Genomic DNA, 18,797 nt, shown 5'->3' on the forward strand with positions numbered 1-18,797 from the left:
GCTCCCTGCTTGGTTGCCGCTCCTTGCCCGGACCCCGCTCCCTGCTTGGTTGCCGCTCCTTGCCCGGACCCCGCTCCCTGCTCGGTTGCCGCTCCCTGCTCGGCTCCCGCTCCTTGCCCGGCTCCCGCTATCTGCCCGGCTCCCGTCGCGGCCGGGGCAGTCGCTTGGTCAGGGTGTACTCCGTGACGCCCGGTGGGTAGTCGGGGATGACGCAGACCACCTCGTAGCCCTGGCGGCGGTAGAAGTCCGGGGCCTGGAAGTCCCAGGTCTCCACGCGGGAGGCGGTGCAGCCGCGTCGTCCGGCGAGGCGTTCCGCCGCCGTCAGGAGGCGGGAGCCCAGGCCCGCTCCCCGGTGACGGGCGTCGACCCACAGGTAGGTGACGTGCAGCCAGGTCGTCCAGGTGTGCCCGACCAGACCGCCCGCGAGCGCACCGTTCGCGTCCGACGCCCACACGTGCAAAGCCGCCTCCCGCTCGGCGGGGGTTCCGCGCAGGGCACGCAGGACCGGGGACGCGGCGGTGTTCGTGTCCCTGAGCCGCCTGCGGAGCAGATCACGTCGTGCTGGGTCGACTTCTGTCTCAAGACGAAACATGCGGCTCACCATAAACGCGTAAGGCCGCCAGTTCTGCAAATCACCTTCCGCTCCCGGCCCTCGCCCGTACTCTGATGAACAGTGCCGGTGGGGGCCGGTGCCGTTCAGGGGGCGAGACGGTCGGGTCCGGCGTCCGAGGCGGGGTGGGGGCCGGCACACGGCGGCGGTCGTGCGGCCGCGGCGGCCCGTTCCACGCCCAGCAGGTCAGGTGACAGGGGCCTCGGCGTCGTACCCGCGCCGGTGTCGTCCGCCGAGGATGGGGTAGTCCCCTGCTCTCGGAAGAGCGTGGGGAAGGGGGTTTCGTGGTTCGCATTCGAGTCCTGGTCGTCGACGACCATCGCATCTTCGCCGAGTCACTGGCCGCGGCACTGGCCGCAGAGCCCGATGTCGACGTGTCCGCGGCCGGCAGCGGCCCGGCCGCGCTGCGCTGTCTGGAGCGGGCGGTCTCCGAGGGCCGGCGGTACGACGTGCTGCTCGTCGACGCCGACCTGGGCGGCAAGGTGCCCGGCGGCCGGCCGGCCGTACCCGTGCAGGCCGGTGACGAGGACGGGCTCGTCGACGGGATATCGCTGGTCACCGGCGTACGTTCGGCACAGCCGCAGGTGCGGATCGTCGTCCTCGCCGAGCGGGACGACCCGGCCCGGGCCGCGCTCGCCCTGCAGGCGGGAGCCTCCGGCTGGGTGGCCAAGGACTGCTCGCTGAACCGACTGCTCACCGTCATCCGGGGGGTGCTGCGCGACGAGACGCATCTCCCGCCCGCGCTCCTGACCGGCGTCCTGCGGGAACTGACCGCCGCCCGGCGGCACCGCACCGAGAGCGAACGGCTCGTGGAGTCCCTGACCCCGCGCGAGCGGGAAGTGCTGCGGTGCATGGTCGCGGGACTGGGGCGCAAGGCCGTCGCCGAGCGCCTGTATCTGTCCCCGCACACCGTGCGCACCCATATGCAGAACGTCCTCGGGAAGCTGGGCGTCCACTCCACCCTCGCCGCGGTGGCCCTCGCCCGCCGGGCGGGTGTCGGGCCCGTCGACCTAACCGGGGATGTTGTCGAACGGGGCGGTCAACTGGCGTAGCAGCCCGGCCAGTTCGCTGCGCTGGGCGTGGGTGAGTTCGCCGAGGATCGCCCGCTCCTGCGCCAGCAGCCCGGACAGCGCCTGGTCGGCGCGGTCCCGCCCCTCGTCCGTGAGCCGGACCAGCACACCGCGCCGGTCGCTCGGGTCGGGCAGCCGCTCCACCAGGCCCTTCTTGGTGAGGCGGTCGATGCGGTTGGTCATCGTGCCCGAGGTGACCAGGGTCTGGGTGAGCAACTGACCCGGCGAGAGCTGATACGGACCGCCCGCGCGGCGCAGCGCGGTCAGGACGTCGAACTCCCAGGACTCCAGTCCGTGCTCGGTGAACGCGAGTCGGCGCGCCCGGTCCAGGTGCCGGGCCAGTCGGCTCACCCGGCTGAGCACCTCGAGCGGTTCCACGTCGAGGTCCGGGCGCTCCCGGCGCCACGCTGCGACCAGCCGATCGACCTCGTCCTCCATGAGGATCAGTGTAGTGGTTGTGTCGACGTGAAGTCTCTTGAGGTCAAGTTTCTTGACATCGAGATGAGTGCGGGGTGAAGGTGGAAACCCGTCCACCGCCGGTCATCGGGAGGCCTCATGTCCCCCACCACCCCTGTCTGGGACCCCGCCCAGTACCTGCGTCACGCCGGTCACCGCACCCGGCCCTTCACCGACCTGCTCGCCCGCGTCCCGGAACCGCCACGGGACCAGGCCCGCATCGCCGACCTCGGCTGCGGAGCCGGCAACGTCACCGCGCTGCTCGCGGAGCGATGGCCCACCGCACGCATCACCGGCTACGACAACTCGCCCGAGATGCTCGACCGAGCCCGTGCCGGGCACGCGGCCGATGGGCTCGCCTTCGCCCACGCCGACGTCCGTACCTGGGTGCCGGAGGAGCCGTACGACCTGATCGTCAGCAACGCCACGCTGCAGTGGGTACCGGGGCACGTGGACCGGTTCGCGGACTGGGTCGACGGGCTCACCCCCGGCGGCACCTTCGCCTTCCAGGTGCCCGGCAACTTCGACGCCCCCAGCCACACCCTGATGCGCGAACTCGCCACCTCCCCGCCCTGGCGGGCCCGCCTGGCCGGCGTCCTGCACCACGAGGACGCCGTGCTCCGCCCCGGGGCCTACCTGGAACGCCTGACCGCCCTCGGCTGCACGACCGACGTCTGGGAGACGACGTACCTCCACCTGCTGACCGGACAGGACCCGGTCCTCGACTGGGTCAAGGGGACGGCACTGCGGCCCGTCCTCACGGCTCTCGCCGACGACCCGGAGGCCAGGGACGCCTTCGTCACCGAGTACCGGGCGGCTCTGCGGGCCGCGTATCCGGCGGGCGCCCACGGCACCCCGTTCCCCTTCCGCCGCGTCTTCGCGGTCGCCGTCAGGGAGACGTGATGCTCACCGCCGTCCACCACGTGCGGCTCGCCGTCCTGCCCGGCTCGGAGAAGCGGCTGCGGGCGTACCACACCGGTGTCCTCGGTAGGACCGAGCCGCCGAAGCCGCCGACCCCCGGCGGCACGCGGCGGCTGTTGGTTCGAGGCCGGGGACCCCGTGGGCAACCGCCCGGAGTTTCTGGAGCCGGGCGGCGGACGCCCCTGACCGGCCTACGGACGCATGCCCAGGATGCGTCCCACCTCCGCGTGCGGGATGCCCTCTTGGAGGGTTCCCTCGGCCTTCCGGCGCCGGTAGTCGGCGACGGCCAGGGAGTCCTCCAGGTCCTCGATCACATGGGGAGCGACGAGGAGCGCGGTGACGCGCCCCCGGTCGGTGAGCGCGATGGGTTCGCTGCTGCCGGCCAGCCGGCGGACCAGCTCGTCCAGCCGGGAGGCAGCCTCGCTGATCGTCATCTCGGTCATGCCCGTACCGTCCCACGCGGCGGGCCGTGCATTCAGCTCTTCCGGTGACCTATCAGCCGCGGCTTCGGCTCCAGGCCGTCCAGCCCGTGCCACGCCAGGTTGACCAGGTGCGCCGCCACCTCCGCCTTCTTCGGCTTGCGCACGTCCAGCCACCACTGGCCCGTCAGCGCCACCATCCCGACCAGCGCCTGCGCATACAGCGGAGCCAGTTTCGGATCGAAGCCGCGGCTCTTGAACTCGCGGCCCAGAATGTCCTCCACCTGCGTGGCGATGTCCGAGATCAGGGAGGCGAAGGACCCGGTCGACTGAGGAATGGGGGAGTCACGCACCAGGATCCGGAAACCGTCCGTGTACTCCTCGATGTAGTCGAGCAGCGCGAACGCGGCCTGCTCGCACAGCTCACGCGGATGACCGGCCGTCAGCGAGCCGGTCACCATGTCCAGCAGGCGCCGCATCTCCCGGTCCACCACCACCGCGTACAGCCCCTCCTTGCCGCCGAAGTGCTCGTACACCACCGGCTTGGAGACCCCGGCCTTCGCCGCGATCTCCTCCACCGACGTGCCCTCGAAGCCCTTCTCCGCGAACAGGGTGCGGCCGATCTCCAGCAGTTGCTGGCGGCGCTCCGCACCGGTCATGCGGGTACGGCGCGCACGCCGCGGCTTGTCGTTGCTGGAGGTACTGCTGGAGTCGGTCGCCACACCGACCATCATGCCGCCTCGACGGGCTCCTTCCCCCGCCGGGCGTCGCCTTCCCCGGTGTTGCGGCGCGAATCGATACGCGAGCGTGACGGCCACCGCACGTCGTACGCCCAGCCCAGCCGCTCGAACCAGCGGATCAGACGGGCCGAGGAATCCACCTGCCCGCGCTCCACGCCGTGCCGCGCCGACGTCGGGTCGGCGTGATGCAGGTTGTGCCAGGACTCACCGCACGAGAGAACCGCCAGCCACCACACATTGCCCGAACGGTCCCGCGACTTGAACGGCCGCCTGCCCACCGCGTGACAGATCGAGTTGATCGACCACGTCACATGGTGCAGCAGCGCCACCCGGACGAGCGACCCCCAGAAGAACCCGGTGAACGCGCCCCACCACGACATGGTGACCAGACCGCCGATCAGCGCCGGCAGCGCCAGCGACAGCCCCGCCCACAGGATGAACTGCCGGGACACCCTCCGCAGCGCCGGGTCCTTGATCAGATCCGGCGCGTACTTGTCCTGCGGCGTCTGCTCCTCGTCGAACATCCAGCCGATGTGCGCCCACCACAGGCCCTTCATCAGCGCCGGAACCGTCTCCCCGTACTTCCACGGCGAATGCGGATCGCCCTCGGCGTCGGAGAACTTGTGATGCTTGCGGTGATCGGCCACCCACCGCACCAGCGGGCCCTCCACCGCCATGGACCCCGCGATCGCCAGCGCGATCTTCAGCGGCCGCTTCGCCTTGAACGAACCGTGCGTGAAATGACGGTGGAAACCGATGGTGATGCCATGACACCCGAGGTAGTAGAAGAAGACCAGCAGACCGAGGTCCAGCCAGCTCACCCCCCACCCCCACGCCAGCGGCACCGCCGCCACCAGCGCCAGGAACGGGACCGTGATGAAGAGCAGCAGCGTGATCTGCTCGACGGAACGCTTGCGCTCCCCGCCCAGCGTGGCGGAGACCACCGCGTCGTCGTCGGACCGGGGTTGATTCGGGGCTTCGTCGAGCACATCGGAGCGTGAGGTCATGCGTGTCCCCTGTGGGGTATGTGGACTGAGGGTGGTGCCGCAACCGCCGGAAACGCACGCCTTCCCTACGCTTCCGTAACCTACGGCAACGTAAGTATGGCAGTGCGGGGCCCGGCGGCAAGAGCCCGTGGGCCTGCGCGTCCGGGTCGACACCTATCCTGGAAGCCGGTCGGACAGCGCGGTCCGCTCTGAACTTTTTCCCGGACGTCCGGCCCGCAAGCGGCGCACGCCGCGCGAGACGCTGTCCGGGTTCCCTCCAGACGAGCTTCAACACTGCAAGGAGCCGCACCTGTGAGCAGTGCCGACGACCAGACCACCACGACGAGCAGCGAGCTGCGCGCCGACATCCGCCGGCTGGGTGATCTCCTCGGAGAGACCCTGGTCCGCCAGGAAGGCCCGGAACTGCTCGACCTCGTCGAAAAGGTACGGCGACTCACCCGCGAGGACGGCGAGGCAGCCGCCGAGCTGCTGCGGGGCACCGAACTCCAGACCGCGGCCAAGCTGGTCCGCGCCTTCTCCACCTACTTCCACCTGGCCAACGTCACCGAACAGGTCCACCGCGGCCGCGAACTGCGCACCCGGCGCGCCACCGAAGGCGGACTGCTCGCCCGCACCGCCGACCGCCTCAAGGACGCCGACCCCGAGCACCTGCGCGAAACGGTCCAGCACCTCAACGTGCGCCCCGTCTTCACCGCGCACCCCACCGAGGCCGCCCGCCGCTCCGTCCTCAACAAGCTCCGCCGGATCGCCGCCCTCCTCGACACCCCGGTCATCGCGTCCGACCGCCGCCGCCTCGACACCCGCCTCGCCGAGAACATCGACCTCGTCTGGCAGACCGACGAACTGCGCGTCGTCCGCCCCGAACCCGCCGACGAGGCCCGCAACGCCATCTACTACCTCGACGAACTCCACGCCGGTGCCGTCGGCGACGTCCTCGAGGACCTCACCGCCGAACTCGAACGCGTCGGCGTTTACCTCCCCGACGACACCCGCCCCCTCACCTTCGGCACCTGGATCGGCGGCGACCGCGACGGCAACCCCAACGTCACCCCCCAGGTCACCTGGGACGTCCTCATCCTCCAGCACGAACACGGCATCAACGACGCCCTGGAGATGATCGACGAACTGCGCGGCTTCCTCTCCAACTCCATCCGCTACACCGGAGCCACCGAGGAACTCCTCACCTCCCTCCAGGCCGACCTCGACGCCCTCCCCGAGATCAGCCCCCGCTACAAGCGCCTCAACGCCGAAGAGCCCTACCGGCTCAAGGCCACCTGCATCCGCCAGAAGCTGGAGAACACCAAGCTCCGCCTCGCCAGGAACACCGCGCACGAACCCGGCCGCGACTACCTCGGCACCGGCGAACTCCTCACCGACCTGCGGATCATCCAGGCCTCCCTGCGCGAACACCGCGGCGGCCTCTTCGCCGACGGCCGCCTCGCCCGCACCATCCGCACCCTCGCCGCCTTCGGCCTCCAGCTCGCCACCATGGACGTCCGCGAACACGCCGACGCCCACCACCACGCCCTCGGCCAGCTCTTCGACCGGCTCGGCGAGGAATCCTGGCGCTACGCCGACATGCCCCGCGAGTACCGCGGCAAGCTCCTCGCCAAGGAACTGCGCTCCCGGCGCCCCCTCGCCCCCACCCCGGCGCCCGTCGACGCCGCCGGAGAGAAGACCCTCGGCGTCTTCCGCACCGTCAAGCGCGCCCTGGCCGTCTTCGGACCCGAAGTCGTCGAGTCCTACATCATCTCCATGTGCCAGGGCGCCGACGACGTCTTCGCCGCCACCGTCCTCGCCCGCGAGGCCGGCCTCATCGACCTGCACGCCGGCTGGGCGAAGATCGGCATCGTGCCGCTCCTCGAAACCACCGACGAGCTCAAGGCCGCCGACACCATCCTCGAAGACATGCTCGCCGACCCCTCCTACCGGCGCCTCGTCGCTCTGCGCGGCGATGTCCAGGAGGTCATGCTCGGTTACTCCGACTCCTCCAAGTTCGGCGGCATCACCACCAGCCAGTGGGAGATCCACCGGGCACAGCGGCGCCTGCGCGACGTCGCCCACCGCTACGGGGTACGGCTCAGGCTCTTCCACGGCCGCGGCGGCACCGTCGGCCGCGGCGGCGGCCCCACCCACGACGCCATCCTCGCCCAGCCCTGGGGCACCCTCGAAGGCGAGATCAAGGTCACCGAACAGGGCGAGGTCATCTCCGACAAGTACCTCATCCCCGCCCTCGCCCGGGAGAACCTCGAACTGTCCGTCGCCGCCACCCTCCAGGCATCCGCCCTGCACACCGCGCCCCGCCAGTCCGTCGAGGCACTCGCCCGCTGGGACGCCGCCATGGACCTCGTCTCCGACGCCGCCCACACGGCCTACCGGAAGCTCGTCGAGGACCCCGACCTCCCCACCTACTTCTTCGCCTCCACGCCCGTGGACCAGCTCGGCGACCTGCACCTGGGATCGCGCCCCTCACGCCGCCCCGACACCGGCGCCGGCCTCGACGGACTGCGCGCCATCCCGTGGGTCTTCGGCTGGACCCAGTCCCGGCAGATCGTCCCCGGCTGGTACGGCGTCGGCTCCGGCCTCAAGGCACTGCGCGAAGCCGGCCTCGACACCGTCCTCGCCGAGATGCACGAGCAGTGGCACTTCTTCCGCAACTTCATCTCCAACGTCGAGATGACCCTCGCGAAGACCGACCTGCGCATCGCCCAGCACTACGTCGACACCCTCGTCCCCGACGAACTCAAGCACGTCTTCGACGCCATCAAGGCCGAACACGAACTCACCGTCGCCGAAGTACTGCGCATCACCGGCGAACGGGAACTCCTCGACGCCGACCCGGTCCTCAAGCAGACCTTCAGCATCCGCGACGCCTACCTGGACCCCATCTCCTACCTCCAGGTGGCCCTCCTCAAGCGCCGCCGTGACGCCGCCGACGCCGGCCAAGAGCCCGACCCGCTGCTCTCCCGGGCCCTGCTGCTCACCGTCAACGGAGTCGCGGCCGGCCTGCGCAACACCGGCTGACCCGAGGCGGACGCGAAGGTGCCCCCGGACCGTACGGCCCGGGGGCACCTTCCCGTAGGTTCCGGCGGCCGGGTCAGCCGGCGGACCCGCGACGGCGGAACACCAGGAACGCACCCGCGGCGACCAGCCCGGCGGCCGCCCCGGCCAGCAGGCCCACGGGCGCGCCGTTGCCCGTCTCGGCGAGATCGCTGGAGCCGCCCTGCGGGGACGAGGAGGACCCGGGCACCGGTGCGGCGGACGAGGGCGTGTCCGAAGGGCCGGTGGAGGGACTGCCGGAAGGCTCGGTGGAGGGCGACGCGGACGGACTGGTGGAGGGCGACGCGGAGGGGGAGCCGGACGGCGTGCCGCCGTCCTCCTCGCAGTCCGTCCAGAACACCTTGTGCTTGGCCGCTCCGTTCTCGCCGTCGAACGTCCAGAACAGCTTGTAGTGACCGTCCGGCAGCGAGAGATCCCCGGTCCGGCCGTGCCCCTCGCCGTCCAGCGTGATCGCACCGGACTCGACGGTCTCACCCTTGGCGCCGGCGGCCGGCGCCCAGGCCTCGATGTGCCAGTCGACCTGCTGACCGCCGTCGAAGCCGAAGGCGTCCAGGTAGAACGTGCACACGTGCGGCTCGTTCTGGCGCGGTTCCTCGCCGGTCGACGCATCGTGGATCTTGACGGTGCCGTTGTCGCCGGGCGGCGCGGCGAACGCGACGGGGGCGGTCAGCACAGCGGCGGAGAACGCGGCGGCGAGAACGCCGGCGCGGGCGGGGGTACGCATGAGGCAGTCCATCTTCGAGTGGCCGGCGGGGAAGATGTGGAGGGTATGGTTCAGCATTCCGGCCGCCCCCATCGCAGGTCAATCACGAAGCGGCAACGCCCCCGTACCGCACCGGGACGAGCGGCCGGAAGAGACCGGCGAAATGCCTCAGACGGCCAGGAAAGCCGCAGTGAGCAGTGCCATTCCGGACAGCGCCATCACCCACGCCACCCGTGTCCGCAGCAGACCGCCCGCCACCACCACCGACGCGAGCAGCAGCGCACCACCCAGCGGCACCCACGCGTAGAGAATCCCGGCGGGACCCGAACGGACCGCCCCCTCGCCCCCCGGCTTCAGCACCACCGTGTACGTCCGGCCCTTCTCCACGGCCACCGAGTTCTCCAGAAGGACCTCGGAGCGCGGCTGCGAACCCTGCGACAACGGCGTGTACGGGCCCGTGCACGTCTCCTCGCCGCACCGGCTCACCTCCACCGTGCCCCGCTCCCGCCCCTTCGTCAGCATCGCGTGCTGCGCCGTACCCCACGACGCCCACACACCGGCGATCAGGATCAGCGCGGTGACCGTGCCCATCGCCGCGAACCGGCCGAAACGCAGGGCGGCAGAGCCACGGGAGGAGCGGACCGCAGGAGACATGGCCGAGATCCTTGGCCATGACCTCGCGGTCGGTCAACTCAGGTGAGGACGACACCGGACAAGCCGACCGAACCACCCATCAGCACGTCACGAGTTGTACGTCCCCTGCGCCCGCTCCAGACCCTCGATCACCAGACACTCCACCGCGTCCGCCGCCCGGTCCACGAAATAGTCCAGCTCCTTGCGCTCCGCCGAGGAGAAATCCTTCAGCACGAAGTCCGCCACCTGCATCCGCCCCGGCGGCCTGCCGATCCCGAACCGCACCCGGTGATAGTCCCGCCCGAACGCACCCGTCAGCGACTTCAGACCGTTGTGACCGTTGTCCCCGCCGCCCAGCTTCAGCCGCAGCGTCCCGTAATCGATGTCCAGCTCGTCATGGATCGCCACCACACGCTCCACCGGCACCTTGTAGAAGTCCCGCAGCGCGTTCACCGGCCCGCCCGACAGGTTCATGTACGACATCGGCTTCGCCAGGATCACCCGCCGGCCGGCCGGACCCGGAGGGCCGATCCTGCCCTCCACCACCTGCGCCTGCGCCTTCCCCGCCCGCTTGAACCGGCCGCCCATCCGCTCCGCCAGTAGATCCGCCACCATGAACCCCACGTTGTGCCGGTTCATCGCATACCCCGGCCCCGGATTGCCCAGCCCCACCACCAGCCAGGGCCCCGCCGCACCCGCCGCGTCCGTCGTCACGTCCATGTCTCCTTCACCCGCGTCATCCGCATCCGTGCACCCGCGACCTCATACACGTCGGCCGCTGCCCCGGAAGGGAACAGCGGCCGACGAAACGACGACTCGAGAAGTGGATCTCGAGAAGAGGATCAGGCCTCGGCGGCCTCTTCACCCTCGCCCTCGGCCGCTTCCTCGGCCTGCGCGGCCAGCACCTGGAGGACCACCGTGTCCCCGTCGACGGCCAGCGTCGTACCGGAGGGCAGCGGGATGTCCTTGGCGAGGACCGCGTCACCGGCCGTCAGACCCTCGACGGACACGGTCACACCCTCCGGGATGTGCGTCGCCTCGGCCTCGACCGGCAGCGCCGACAGGACGTGCTCCAGCAGGTTGCCACCCGGGGCCAGCTCACCCTCGGTCTGCACGAAGATCTCGACCTGGACCTTCTCGCCACGCTTCACCTTCAGCAGGTCCACGTGCTCCAGGAAGCCCTTCAGCGGGTCGCGCTGCACGGCCTTCGGAATCGCCAGCTGGGTCTCCTTGCCGTCGATGACCAGCTCGATCAGCACGTTCGGCGTACGCAGCGCCAGCAGCAGCTCGTGGCCGGGAAGGGTCACGTGCAGCGGCTCGAGACCCTGCTCGTACACCACACCCGGAACCTTGTTGTCACGACGGATACGGCGCGCGGCACCCTTGCCGAACTCGGTGCGCGTCGCGGCGGAGATCTTCACCTCGGACATGGTCACTCCTCGAAGTCAGAAACGGACGTGGTCACCCGGCCACGAACGGCCTGCTACGAAGAGCGCGTCGATAACGGATCGCCGTACCCGCCACATCACAGCGGTACGGCCTCCCTCGCCGAGCAACTCGAGCAGTCTACTCGGACCAGGAGGCCGCACCCAAAACGATCATCGGGACCCGCACGGATGCCCGACTGCAGAACCCTTACTGCTCGTCGAACAGACTGGTCACCGAACCGTCCTCGAACACCTCGCGCGTCGCACGCGCGATCGTCGGCGCGATCGACAGCACCTTGATCTTGTCCAGGCTCTCGCTCAGCTCGGTCGGCGTCGGCAGCGTGTTCGTGAACACGAACTCACTCACCTTCGAGTTCTTCAGGCGGTCCGCCGCAGGACCCGACAGCACACCGTGCGTCGCCGTCACGATGACATCCTCCGCACCGTGCGCGAACAACGCGTCCGCCGCCGCGCAGATCGTGCCACCCGTGTCGATCATGTCGTCCACCAGGACACACACGCGGCCCTTCACCTCACCGACCACCTCATGCACGGTGACCTGGTTCGCCACGTCCTTGTCCCGGCGCTTGTGCACGATCGCCAGCGGCGCACCCAACCGGTCGCACCAGCGGTCCGCCACCCGCACCCGGCCCGCGTCCGGAGACACCACCGTCAGCTTCGAACGGTCCACCTTCGCGCCCACGTAGTCCGCCAGCAGCGGCAGCGCGAACAGGTGATCCACCGGACCGTCGAAGAAGCCCTGGATCTGGTCCGTGTGCAGATCCACCGCCAGCAGCCGCGTCGCACCCGCCGTCTTCATCAGATCCGCGATCAGACGCGCCGAGATCGGTTCACGACCCCGGTGCTTCTTGTCCTGCCGGGCGTAACCGTAGAACGGCAGGATCACCGTGATCGACCGCGCCGACGCACGCTTCAGCGCGTCGATCATGATCAACTGCTCCATGATCCACTTATTGATCGGAGCGGTGTGGCTCTGGATCAGGAAACAGTCGGCACCACGAGCCGACTCCTGATACCGCACATAGATCTCGCCATTGGCGAAGTCGAAGGCCTTCGTCGGAACGACCCCGACCCCCAGCTGGCGGGCGACCTCCTCGGCAAGCTCGGGGTGTGCGCGGCCGGAAAAGAGCATCATCTTCTTCTCGCCGGTCGTCTTGATCCCGGTCACAGCACTGTCTCCTCAGAGGTGTCGCAGCAGGTGGGCGTGCAGATGTGCACTTATCACGGTACGCCGTGTTCGAGCCGACGAAATCCGGTCAGCCCTCCTCGGCCGACCCCCGGGAAGCCTCCTCCGCGGCGTTCGCCGCGGCGCTCCCCGGACGCTTACGGGCCACCCAGCCCTCGATATTCCGCTGCTGGCCACGGGCCACGGCCAGCGAACCGGGCGGCACATCCTTGGTGATCACCGAGCCGGCGGCCGTATAAGCGCCGTCCCCGATCGTGACAGGTGCCACAAACATGTTGTCCGAACCCGTCTTGCAGTACGAGCCCACCGTCGTGTGGTGCTTGTGCTCCCCGTCATAGTTGACGAACACACTCGCCGCACCGATGTTCGAAAACTCGCCGATCGTCGCATCCCCCACATACGACAGATGCGGAACCTTCGTCCCCTCACCGATCGACGCGTTCTTGGTCTCCACATACGTACCGATCTTGCCCTTACGGCCCAGCCGCGTCCCCGGACGCAGATAGGCGAAGGGCCCGACGGACGCCTCGGGACCCACCTCGGAATCCACCGCCACCGTGTTGTCCACCCGCGCACCCGCGCCCACCCGGGTATCCGTCAGCCGGGTGTTGGGGCCCACCTCGCAGCCCTCCGCGAGATGCGTCGAACCATGCAACTGCGTCCCCGGGTGGACGATCACGTCCCGCTCGAACGTCACCGTCGAGTCGACCCACGTCGACGCGGGATCGATCACCGTCACACCCGACAGCATCGCCGCCGTCAGCAGCCGGTCGTTCAGGATCCGCCGGGCCTCCGACAACTGCACCCGATTGTTGATCCCCGCGATCTCCCGGTGATCCCCCGCCACCGACGCACCCACCCGGTGCCCCGCCGCACGCAGGATCCCCAGCACATCGGTCAGATACTCCTCACCCTGACTGTTGTCCGTCCGCACCTGCTTCAACGCGTCCGCCAGCAGCGCCCCGTCGAACGCGAACACACCCGAGTTGATCTCCCGGACCGCCAGCACCTCCGCCGACGCGTCCTTGTGCTCCACGATCGCCGTCACCGCACCGGTGCCGTCGCGGACGATCCGCCCGTAGCCCGTCGCGTCCGGCACCTCCGCCGTCAGCACGGTCACCGCGTTCCCGTCCGCGGAGTGCGTCCCGGACAGCCGGCGCAGCGTCTCACCCGTCAGCAGCGGGGTGTCACCGCACACCACCACCACGGTCCCGTCCACGGAACCGCCCAGCGCCTCCAGCCCCATCCGCACGGCATGCCCCGTCCCGTTCTGCTCCTCCTGCACGGCGGTGCGGACGGCGGGCGCGACCTCCGCGAGGTGCGCGGTCACCTTCTCGCGGGCGTGACCCACGACGACGACCAGGTTCTCCGGCTCGAGTTCACCGGCGGCGGTGAGGACGTGGCCCACCAGGGAACGGCCACAGATGTCGTGCAGGACCTTCGGTGTGGCCGACTTCATACGGGTGCCCTCACCCGCTGCGAGTACGACGACGGCTGCCGGGCGGTTGGCGCTCACGGGGATGCCCTTCGGCTGTTTCGGGGAGGGGGTGACATCCGCAGGATACCGGGGTGGGTGTGGGGGGACATGAGTGCGGGCCCTGACTGGGGCAATCGCCGACAGTCAGGGCCCGAACTTGAGCATGGCTCCCCTGCCAGGACTCGAACCTGGAACGATCCATCCAAAGTGGACAGTGTTGCCCATTACACCACAGGGGATGATAAACCCGGCAAAACGGACATTCACCCGTTCCGCTGGGCGGCTCCCAACACTATGCCGTACCAAGCGCCTTCGATGCGACGGTACAGGTCGGCGCTCTTGAGTACCTTGATCACGAGGCATCCCCGGTAGGCGTCGCCGACATTCTTGCGCACGGTCTTGGGGTTGTGGCGCTTGAGCGTTGTCTTGTTGAACGCGGAGGGGTCGGCTCCGGTGAGGTCGGCCCAGTAGCGTTCCGCGTCAGCGACGTCGGCGTTCTCGTGGATCATGACCGTGAAGCGGAGTCTCTGTCGCTCGATCCCGAGCATGTCGAGCCAGTGGATGAATACCTGGATCATCCCCGGGTCGCTATTGACGAAGGCGACGTTCTCGCGGCGGTCGTAGGGCTTGTCCTTGGTGCCTTCCGCCCAGTACAGGCCGACACCCAGAAGGAACAGCTCGCGGGGTGTCAGGTCGCCGACCGCCTGCTTGGCGCGCTCCTTGGTCCGCTGTCGCTCCTCCTCGCGCAGCCGGAGCGTGGCTTCCCAGCCGCGCTTCGCGATCGCTGAGGCCTCCTCGGGGGTGCGCTTCCGCTCCGGCTTCGGCAGGTCCCGCACCCACAGTGAGATCGAGCTCTTGGAGCAGCCCAGCTCGACCTGGATCTGGTCGTACGTCCGGCCCTGGAGCCGGAGCTCCCTCGCCCTGTCCCGCAGGTCGTCCTTCGCGTTCGGTCGTTTCGTCCATTCCGGGGGCGGTTCGCCCTGGAGGAGGCGGTTGAGGATGTCGTTGTTGTCGACGTGGAGGCGGTCGCGGATCTGGCGTCGGCTCAGTCCTGCCCGTCGCAGCGTCACCGCCTGTTCGCGCAGTCCTTCGAAGTCGGCGTATTTGCCCGGTGCATGTGTCACACGCATACCGTCCGGGCGGAATGGTGCGCTCCGCTGTCGAACGGTGACCGATTCAGCAGTTCGAGGGATTTCGGGGCGTACCGTGACCGATAGGTCACCGTGTGTGGTGGGGGTTGGGGGTGGAAACTCGCCGGATATGGGGTGGGGGGCGCCCGTAGGCTGGGTGCATGACCACGACGGGGGAAGAGCTGGTGACGGCCCGGGGAGGGCCGTGGTGGTGGGACAGGCGGCGCAGTGCCGTGCTGGATGTGGGTCTGGCGGTGGTGTCCGCGCTGGAGTGCGGTCTTGAGGGGATCGTGTTCGCGTGGGCGGCGGGGATTCCGGTGGCCGCGGGGGTCGTGTTCGGTCTGCTGGCCGGGTCGGTGCTGCTGGTGCGGCGGAAGTGGCCGATCGCGGTGGTGCTGGTGGCGATCGCGGTCACGCCGGCGTCGATGGGGATGGTGCTGGGCATCGTCGGTCTGTATTCGCTGGCCGCGTCGGATCTGCCGCGTCGGATCATCGGTTCGCTGGCCGGGATGCAGGCGGTGGGCGTGCTCATCGTGATGTTCGTGCGGATGCGGCAGGACATCGCGCGGGAGGACCTGGACGTCGGGGACTGGCTCGTGCCGTTCGCGTCGATCACGACGGCGTTGGGGGTGACGGCTCCGCCGTTGCTGTTGGGGCTGTACGTGGGGGCGCGGCGGCGGTTGATGGAGAGTCTGCGGGAGCGGGCGGACAGTCTGGAGCGGGAGCTTCAGTTGCTGGCGGAGCGGGCCGAGGAGCGGGCGGAGTGGGCGCGGGGCGAGGAGCGGACGCGGATCGCTCGTGAGATGCACGACGTGGTGGCGCATCGGGTGAGTCTGATGGTGGTGCATGCGGCGGCGTTGCAGGCGGTGGCGCGGAAGGATCCGGAGAAGGCGGTGCGGAATGCCGCGCTGGTGGGGGACATGGGGCGGCAGGCGTTGACGGAGCTGCGGGAGATGCTCGGGGTGCTGCGGTCCGGTGCGGGTGGGGGGCAGCGGCGGGAGCGGGTGTCGGTGCCGTTGGCGGCGGTGGGGGTGGCTGCGGCTGCCGCGGCGTCGCGGGCGGTGGGTGATGCGGTGGATCCGGGTGAGGGTCCGGGGCCGTCGTTGGCGGAGATCGGGGATCTGGTGGGGCAGTCGGCGGCGGCGGGGATGGTCGTGGATCTGTCGGTGGTGGGGGAGAGCCGTTCGTGTGCGCCGGAGGTGGAGTCGACGGCGTATCGGGTGGTGCAGGAGGCGTTGACGAACGTCCATAAGCACGCCGCGGGTGCGAAGGCGTATGTGCGTCTGGCGTATCGGGTGTCGGAGATCGCGATGCAGGTGGAGAACGAGCCGCCGCCGGAGGCCGGGGCGGGGGTGTCGGCGGGGTTGCCGTCCGGGGGGAACGGTCTGGTGGGGATGAGGGAGCGGGTGTCGGCGTTGGGCGGGGTGTTCGTGTCGGGGCCGACGGATGCGGGGGGTTTTCGGGTGTCGGCGGTGATTCCGGCGTCGTAGGCCGGGGTCGGTCGGTCAGCCGGCGGTGAGGCGTGCGGGCTGGATGCCGGTGATGAGGGTGGTGAGGCCCTGGTCGATGGTGGGGCCGAGGTACCAGTCGCCGGTGTGGTCGAGGGCGTAGACGCGGCCTTGGGCGTCGATGGCGAGGAGTGCGTGGGTGTCGGTTTCGGCGCCGAGGGGGCAGACCTCGGTGTCGAGGGCGCGGCCGAGGTCGGCGAGGGTGCGGGCGCTGTGGAGGCCGTGGAGGGGGTCGAGGTGGAGGGTCGTGGGGGCGACTTGGCGGCCGGGTCCTGTGGGGTGGAGGTGGAGTCCGCCGAATTCGGCCCAGGCTTCGACCGCTGCGGGGAAGACGCTGTGGCGGTGTCCTGCGGGTGAGGTGTGGTCGCGGAGGGTGTCGGCCCAGATCTCGGCTTGTTTGATGTCCCAGCGTCCGGGTTGCCAGCCGGCGGTGCGCAGGGTGGCGTCGACGGGTACGGCGAAGCGGGTGGTGGAGGTGCGGTCGGTGTGCATCTGCTTTTCGTTCGTCGTGTCCGGTGGTGGGGGGTTCAGCCGTCGGTGGCGGCGGGGTCGACGGTGCGGACGCCGAAGTGGGCGGTGAGGGCGGTGCAGGCGCGGCAGGGGGGTGCGTAGCCGCCGTGGAGGGGGTCGCCGTCCTCGCGGATGTGACGGGTGGTGAGTTTCGCTTGTTTGAGGGCTTTGCGTGCTTCGCCGTTGGTCATGGGTTTTCGTGCCGCGCGTTTGCTGCGGGCGCTGTCGGTGGTGGTGATGTGCCGGGAGATGAGGATGGTTTCGGCGCAGCGGCCGGTGAAGCGGTCGCGTTGGTCGCTGGTGAGGGTGTCGAGGAAGTCCTGGACGAGGGGGTGCAGGGCGGGGGGTGTGTCGCCGCGTGCGGGGGTGCCGGTGAGGGTGGTGCCGCGGATGGTGAGGGCGGCGGCGATGGTGGGGAGGATGCCGTCGCGGCGGTGGTGGAGGGTGGGGGTGGGGGTGGTGTCGGTGGTGCTCCAGCCGATGCGGGGGTCGCCGGAGGAGGGGTCGCCGTTGGGGCCGGTGTGTGTCCCCGTCTGTGTCACGTTCATGATCGTCATCCCCTCCCGAGCATCCCCCCGGAGGTCACAGAGTGCCAAATCCGGTGGGTGATGTGGTAGCTGGGGCGTGGTGACACGCCCGGGTTTGGGCGGGCTGTCACGGAAGGGTGACGGTTGGTCACGGAAGCGGAGGGGTGGGGTGGCCGGTGCCGGTGACCGGTGGGGGCGTACCGCTTAGGCTGTCGGCACCGCGATCCCTGCGGTGATCCGCGCGGTTGTGTGTGCGGGCGCTGTGGGGGTCGGGGTGGTGAGCAGTCGAGACAGACGTGACAGTCGAATACGTTCCGTAACCGTCCGAAGGGGGCGGTTGGGTCGTACAGAATGCCGCAGGGGGCAACCGCCATGACGACAGGTCGGCCCGGGCTGGGGACACCTCCCGGCCGCCAGGCTGGGGGAGAAGCCGCGCCGCCGAACGCGGCCTATGCGGGGCAGGTCGTGCACTTCCCGGATCCGGTGCGGGCGGCCCGTCACCCGAGAGGGGTGCGGGTGGACGAGCGTGGTTACCCCGATTTCTCGCCGTATGCGCGTGCGGCGGTGGAGATCGCGGATCCGCCGGAGGGTTTCGGTGTCGACGAGTTGCGGCTGACGGACTTCGTGTCGGCGAACGCGGCGTCGGCGGCGAGTGGTCATGAGTTGTGGGACACGGTGCCCGCGGTGGCGACGCCGCACGGTTGGACGTGGCATCACGTGGTGGGGTCGCGGCGGCTGGAGTTGGTGCCGGTCGAGGTGAAGGCGTTGCTGCGGCATCACGGTGGGGTGGCGACGTCGGCGGTGGATCACGGCAAGCGGGGGACGCGGCCGTTGCAGGAGACGCGTCCGGCGCATTTCGGGCTGCCGAAGTCGGGTGTGGCGGTGACGGAGTCGCAGGTGCTGGGGGTCGAGGAGGATCTCGGGTACCGGTTGCCGGGTGCGTACCGGTCGTTCCTGAAGGCGGCGGGTGGGTGCGCGCCGGTGGGGACGGCGTTGGACGCGGAGCTGGGTCTGCTGGTGGATCAGCCGTTCTTCACGGTGCGGGACGAGGCGGCGGTCAACGACCTTGTCTATGTGAACAAATGCCTGCGTGATCATCTGACCAAGGACTATCTGTGTGTGGCCTTCGTACAGGGTGGTCTGCTGGCGGTGAAGGTGCGGGGCGATCGGCAGGGTTCGGTGTGGTTCTGCGCGTACGACGACGTGCGGGACGTGGATCCGTCGGTGCCGCCCGCGGAGCGGGTGGAGCGGTTGCTGCTGCCGTGCGGTGAGGACTTCGACGTGTTCCTGTCGCGGCTGGCGGGGTCTCCTCCGGAGTTGGAGACGGTGGCGAATCTGATGGTGGACGGCGGGTTCGCGCGTGTCGTTCCGGTTGCGGCTGGGGAGTGAGGC

The 18,797-nt window shown here is 69.8% G+C and carries 19 protein-coding genes and 1 tRNA gene; 5 read left to right on the top strand and 15 right to left on the bottom strand.

Annotation, left to right across the window (positions count from 1 at the left end; genetic code table 11):
• Positions 1 to 127 precede the first annotated feature (127 nt).
• The gene (locus ACIF9R_RS33215) at positions 128 to 604 is read right to left on the bottom strand and encodes a GNAT family N-acetyltransferase (protein WP_399986128.1); all 477 of its coding nucleotides are present in this window, start codon (positions 602 to 604) and stop codon (positions 128 to 130) included.
• Positions 605 to 894: 290 nt separating this feature from the next.
• Between ACIF9R_RS33215 and ACIF9R_RS33220 the strand changes: the two genes are divergently transcribed.
• Positions 895 to 1,662 (top strand): LuxR C-terminal-related transcriptional regulator, encoded by a 768-nt coding sequence (locus ACIF9R_RS33220; RefSeq protein ID WP_399986129.1) that lies wholly within the window; start codon positions 895 to 897, stop codon positions 1,660 to 1,662.
• Here ACIF9R_RS33220 and ACIF9R_RS33225 read toward each other — a convergent pair.
• Positions 1,621 to 2,118, bottom strand: a complete 498-nt coding sequence (locus ACIF9R_RS33225; RefSeq protein WP_399986130.1) for a MarR family winged helix-turn-helix transcriptional regulator — start codon at positions 2,116 to 2,118, stop codon at positions 1,621 to 1,623. The genes ACIF9R_RS33220 and ACIF9R_RS33225 overlap by 42 nt on opposite strands.
• Positions 2,119 to 2,235: 117 nt before the next feature.
• Here ACIF9R_RS33225 and ACIF9R_RS33230 point away from each other — a divergent pair, with 117 nt between their 5' ends.
• Positions 2,236 to 3,039 carry a trans-aconitate 2-methyltransferase gene (locus ACIF9R_RS33230; RefSeq protein ID WP_399986131.1) on the top strand — a complete coding sequence of 268 codons (804 nt, stop codon included), beginning with the start codon at positions 2,236 to 2,238 and terminating at the stop codon, positions 3,037 to 3,039.
• A 209-nt stretch (positions 3,040 to 3,248) separates the two neighbouring features.
• Here ACIF9R_RS33230 and ACIF9R_RS33235 read toward each other — a convergent pair whose 3' ends face one another.
• From ACIF9R_RS33235 to ACIF9R_RS33245, 3 genes are read right to left on the bottom strand one after another with little or no spacing between them, the layout of a single operon-like run.
• A complete protein-coding gene (locus ACIF9R_RS33235) occupies positions 3,249 to 3,500 on the bottom strand; it encodes a type II toxin-antitoxin system prevent-host-death family antitoxin (RefSeq protein ID WP_399986132.1) in 252 nt (83 codons plus the stop codon).
• A gap of 32 nt (positions 3,501 to 3,532) precedes the next feature.
• Positions 3,533 to 4,210 carry a TetR family transcriptional regulator gene (locus ACIF9R_RS33240; RefSeq protein ID WP_399986133.1) on the bottom strand — a complete coding sequence of 226 codons (678 nt, stop codon included), beginning with the start codon at positions 4,208 to 4,210 and terminating at the stop codon, positions 3,533 to 3,535.
• The gene (locus tag ACIF9R_RS33245) at positions 4,207 to 5,223 is read right to left on the bottom strand and encodes an acyl-CoA desaturase (protein WP_399986134.1); all 1,017 of its coding nucleotides are present in this window, start codon (positions 5,221 to 5,223) and stop codon (positions 4,207 to 4,209) included. The genes ACIF9R_RS33240 and ACIF9R_RS33245 overlap by 4 nt, the downstream gene beginning before the upstream one ends.
• A gap of 291 nt (positions 5,224 to 5,514) precedes the next feature.
• Here ACIF9R_RS33245 and ppc point away from each other — a divergent pair, with 291 nt between their 5' ends.
• Positions 5,515 to 8,247, top strand: a complete 2,733-nt coding sequence (gene ppc / locus ACIF9R_RS33250) for a phosphoenolpyruvate carboxylase (protein WP_399986135.1) — start codon at positions 5,515 to 5,517, stop codon at positions 8,245 to 8,247.
• A 73-nt stretch (positions 8,248 to 8,320) separates the two neighbouring features.
• On the opposite strand, the gene ACIF9R_RS33255 is transcribed toward ppc, so the two are convergent.
• The 8 genes from ACIF9R_RS33255 to ACIF9R_RS33290 form a co-directional block, all read right to left on the bottom strand.
• A complete protein-coding gene (locus ACIF9R_RS33255) occupies positions 8,321 to 9,007 on the bottom strand; it encodes an LPXTG cell wall anchor domain-containing protein (protein WP_399986157.1) in 687 nt (228 codons plus the stop codon).
• 147 nt (positions 9,008 to 9,154) lie between these two features.
• A complete protein-coding gene (locus tag ACIF9R_RS33260) occupies positions 9,155 to 9,640 on the bottom strand; it encodes a hypothetical protein (RefSeq protein ID WP_399986136.1) in 486 nt (161 codons plus the stop codon).
• An 87-nt stretch (positions 9,641 to 9,727) separates the two neighbouring features.
• Positions 9,728 to 10,339, bottom strand: a complete 612-nt coding sequence (pth, locus tag ACIF9R_RS33265; protein WP_399986137.1) for an aminoacyl-tRNA hydrolase — start codon at positions 10,337 to 10,339, stop codon at positions 9,728 to 9,730.
• Between the two features lie 122 nt (positions 10,340 to 10,461).
• The gene (locus ACIF9R_RS33270) at positions 10,462 to 11,049 is read right to left on the bottom strand and encodes a 50S ribosomal protein L25/general stress protein Ctc (RefSeq protein WP_399986138.1); all 588 of its coding nucleotides are present in this window, start codon (positions 11,047 to 11,049) and stop codon (positions 10,462 to 10,464) included.
• A 205-nt stretch (positions 11,050 to 11,254) separates the two neighbouring features.
• Entirely contained in the window at positions 11,255 to 12,235 is a 981-nt protein-coding gene (locus ACIF9R_RS33275; protein ID WP_399986139.1) for a ribose-phosphate diphosphokinase, read from the bottom strand.
• A gap of 88 nt (positions 12,236 to 12,323) precedes the next feature.
• A complete protein-coding gene (gene glmU / locus ACIF9R_RS33280; RefSeq protein ID WP_399986140.1) occupies positions 12,324 to 13,769 on the bottom strand; it encodes a bifunctional UDP-N-acetylglucosamine diphosphorylase/glucosamine-1-phosphate N-acetyltransferase GlmU in 1,446 nt (481 codons plus the stop codon).
• A 125-nt stretch (positions 13,770 to 13,894) separates the two neighbouring features.
• A tRNA-Gln gene (locus ACIF9R_RS33285) sits at positions 13,895 to 13,969 on the bottom strand.
• Between the two features lie 24 nt (positions 13,970 to 13,993).
• Positions 13,994 to 14,860, bottom strand: a complete 867-nt coding sequence (locus tag ACIF9R_RS33290) for a hypothetical protein (protein WP_399986141.1) — start codon at positions 14,858 to 14,860, stop codon at positions 13,994 to 13,996.
• A 161-nt stretch (positions 14,861 to 15,021) separates the two neighbouring features.
• Between ACIF9R_RS33290 and ACIF9R_RS33295 the strand changes: the two genes are divergently transcribed.
• Positions 15,022 to 16,350, top strand: coding sequence for a sensor histidine kinase (locus tag ACIF9R_RS33295; RefSeq protein ID WP_399986142.1), 1,329 nt, complete (start codon positions 15,022 to 15,024; stop codon positions 16,348 to 16,350).
• 15 nt (positions 16,351 to 16,365) lie between these two features.
• On the opposite strand, the gene ACIF9R_RS33300 is transcribed toward ACIF9R_RS33295, so the two are convergent.
• Positions 16,366 to 16,860 (bottom strand): SUKH-3 domain-containing protein, encoded by a 495-nt coding sequence (locus ACIF9R_RS33300; protein WP_399986143.1) that lies wholly within the window; start codon positions 16,858 to 16,860, stop codon positions 16,366 to 16,368.
• Positions 16,861 to 16,895: 35 nt separating this feature from the next.
• Positions 16,896 to 17,426, bottom strand: a complete 531-nt coding sequence (locus ACIF9R_RS33305) for a YwqJ-related putative deaminase (protein ID WP_399986144.1) — start codon at positions 17,424 to 17,426, stop codon at positions 16,896 to 16,898.
• A 351-nt stretch (positions 17,427 to 17,777) separates the two neighbouring features.
• Between ACIF9R_RS33305 and ACIF9R_RS33310 the strand changes: the two genes are divergently transcribed.
• Entirely contained in the window at positions 17,778 to 18,794 is a 1,017-nt protein-coding gene (locus tag ACIF9R_RS33310; RefSeq protein ID WP_399986145.1) for an SMI1/KNR4 family protein, read from the top strand.
• The last annotated feature ends 3 nt before the right edge of the window (positions 18,795 to 18,797 follow it).

Origin of the sequence: Streptomyces sp. NPDC086080 (genome assembly GCF_044540255.1) — a bacterium.
Taxonomy (GTDB): Bacteria; Actinomycetota; Actinomycetes; order Streptomycetales; family Streptomycetaceae; genus Streptomyces.

What these genes read in the sequence shown, in the direction of transcription:
- ACIF9R_RS33245 (WP_399986134.1), bottom strand. Translation starts at nt 5,223, where the DNA reads ATGACCTCACGCTCCGATGTGCTCGACGAAGCCCCGAATCAACCCCGG.
- ACIF9R_RS33255 (WP_399986157.1), bottom strand. Translation starts at nt 9,007, where the DNA reads ATGCGTACCCCCGCCCGCGCCGGCGTTCTCGCCGCCGCGTTCTCCGCC.
- ACIF9R_RS33215 (WP_399986128.1), bottom strand. Translation starts at nt 604, where the DNA reads ATGGTGAGCCGCATGTTTCGTCTTGAGACAGAAGTCGACCCAGCACGA.
- ACIF9R_RS33305 (WP_399986144.1), bottom strand. Translation starts at nt 17,426, where the DNA reads ATGAACGTGACACAGACGGGGACACACACCGGCCCCAACGGCGACCCC.
- ACIF9R_RS33300 (WP_399986143.1), bottom strand. Translation starts at nt 16,860, where the DNA reads ATGCACACCGACCGCACCTCCACCACCCGCTTCGCCGTACCCGTCGAC.
- ACIF9R_RS33310 (WP_399986145.1), top strand. Translation starts at nt 17,778, where the DNA reads ATGACGACAGGTCGGCCCGGGCTGGGGACACCTCCCGGCCGCCAGGCT.
- ACIF9R_RS33235 (WP_399986132.1), bottom strand. Translation starts at nt 3,500, where the DNA reads ATGACCGAGATGACGATCAGCGAGGCTGCCTCCCGGCTGGACGAGCTG.
- ACIF9R_RS33230 (WP_399986131.1), top strand. Translation starts at nt 2,236, where the DNA reads ATGTCCCCCACCACCCCTGTCTGGGACCCCGCCCAGTACCTGCGTCAC.
- ACIF9R_RS33270 (WP_399986138.1), bottom strand. Translation starts at nt 11,049, where the DNA reads ATGTCCGAGGTGAAGATCTCCGCCGCGACGCGCACCGAGTTCGGCAAG.
- ACIF9R_RS33290 (WP_399986141.1), bottom strand. Translation starts at nt 14,860, where the DNA reads ATGCGTGTGACACATGCACCGGGCAAATACGCCGACTTCGAAGGACTG.
- ACIF9R_RS33295 (WP_399986142.1), top strand. Translation starts at nt 15,022, where the DNA reads ATGACCACGACGGGGGAAGAGCTGGTGACGGCCCGGGGAGGGCCGTGG.
- ACIF9R_RS33225 (WP_399986130.1), bottom strand. Translation starts at nt 2,118, where the DNA reads ATGGAGGACGAGGTCGATCGGCTGGTCGCAGCGTGGCGCCGGGAGCGC.
- ACIF9R_RS33260 (WP_399986136.1), bottom strand. Translation starts at nt 9,640, where the DNA reads ATGTCTCCTGCGGTCCGCTCCTCCCGTGGCTCTGCCGCCCTGCGTTTC.
- ACIF9R_RS33240 (WP_399986133.1), bottom strand. Translation starts at nt 4,210, where the DNA reads ATGATGGTCGGTGTGGCGACCGACTCCAGCAGTACCTCCAGCAACGAC.
- pth (WP_399986137.1), bottom strand. Translation starts at nt 10,339, where the DNA reads ATGGACGTGACGACGGACGCGGCGGGTGCGGCGGGGCCCTGGCTGGTG.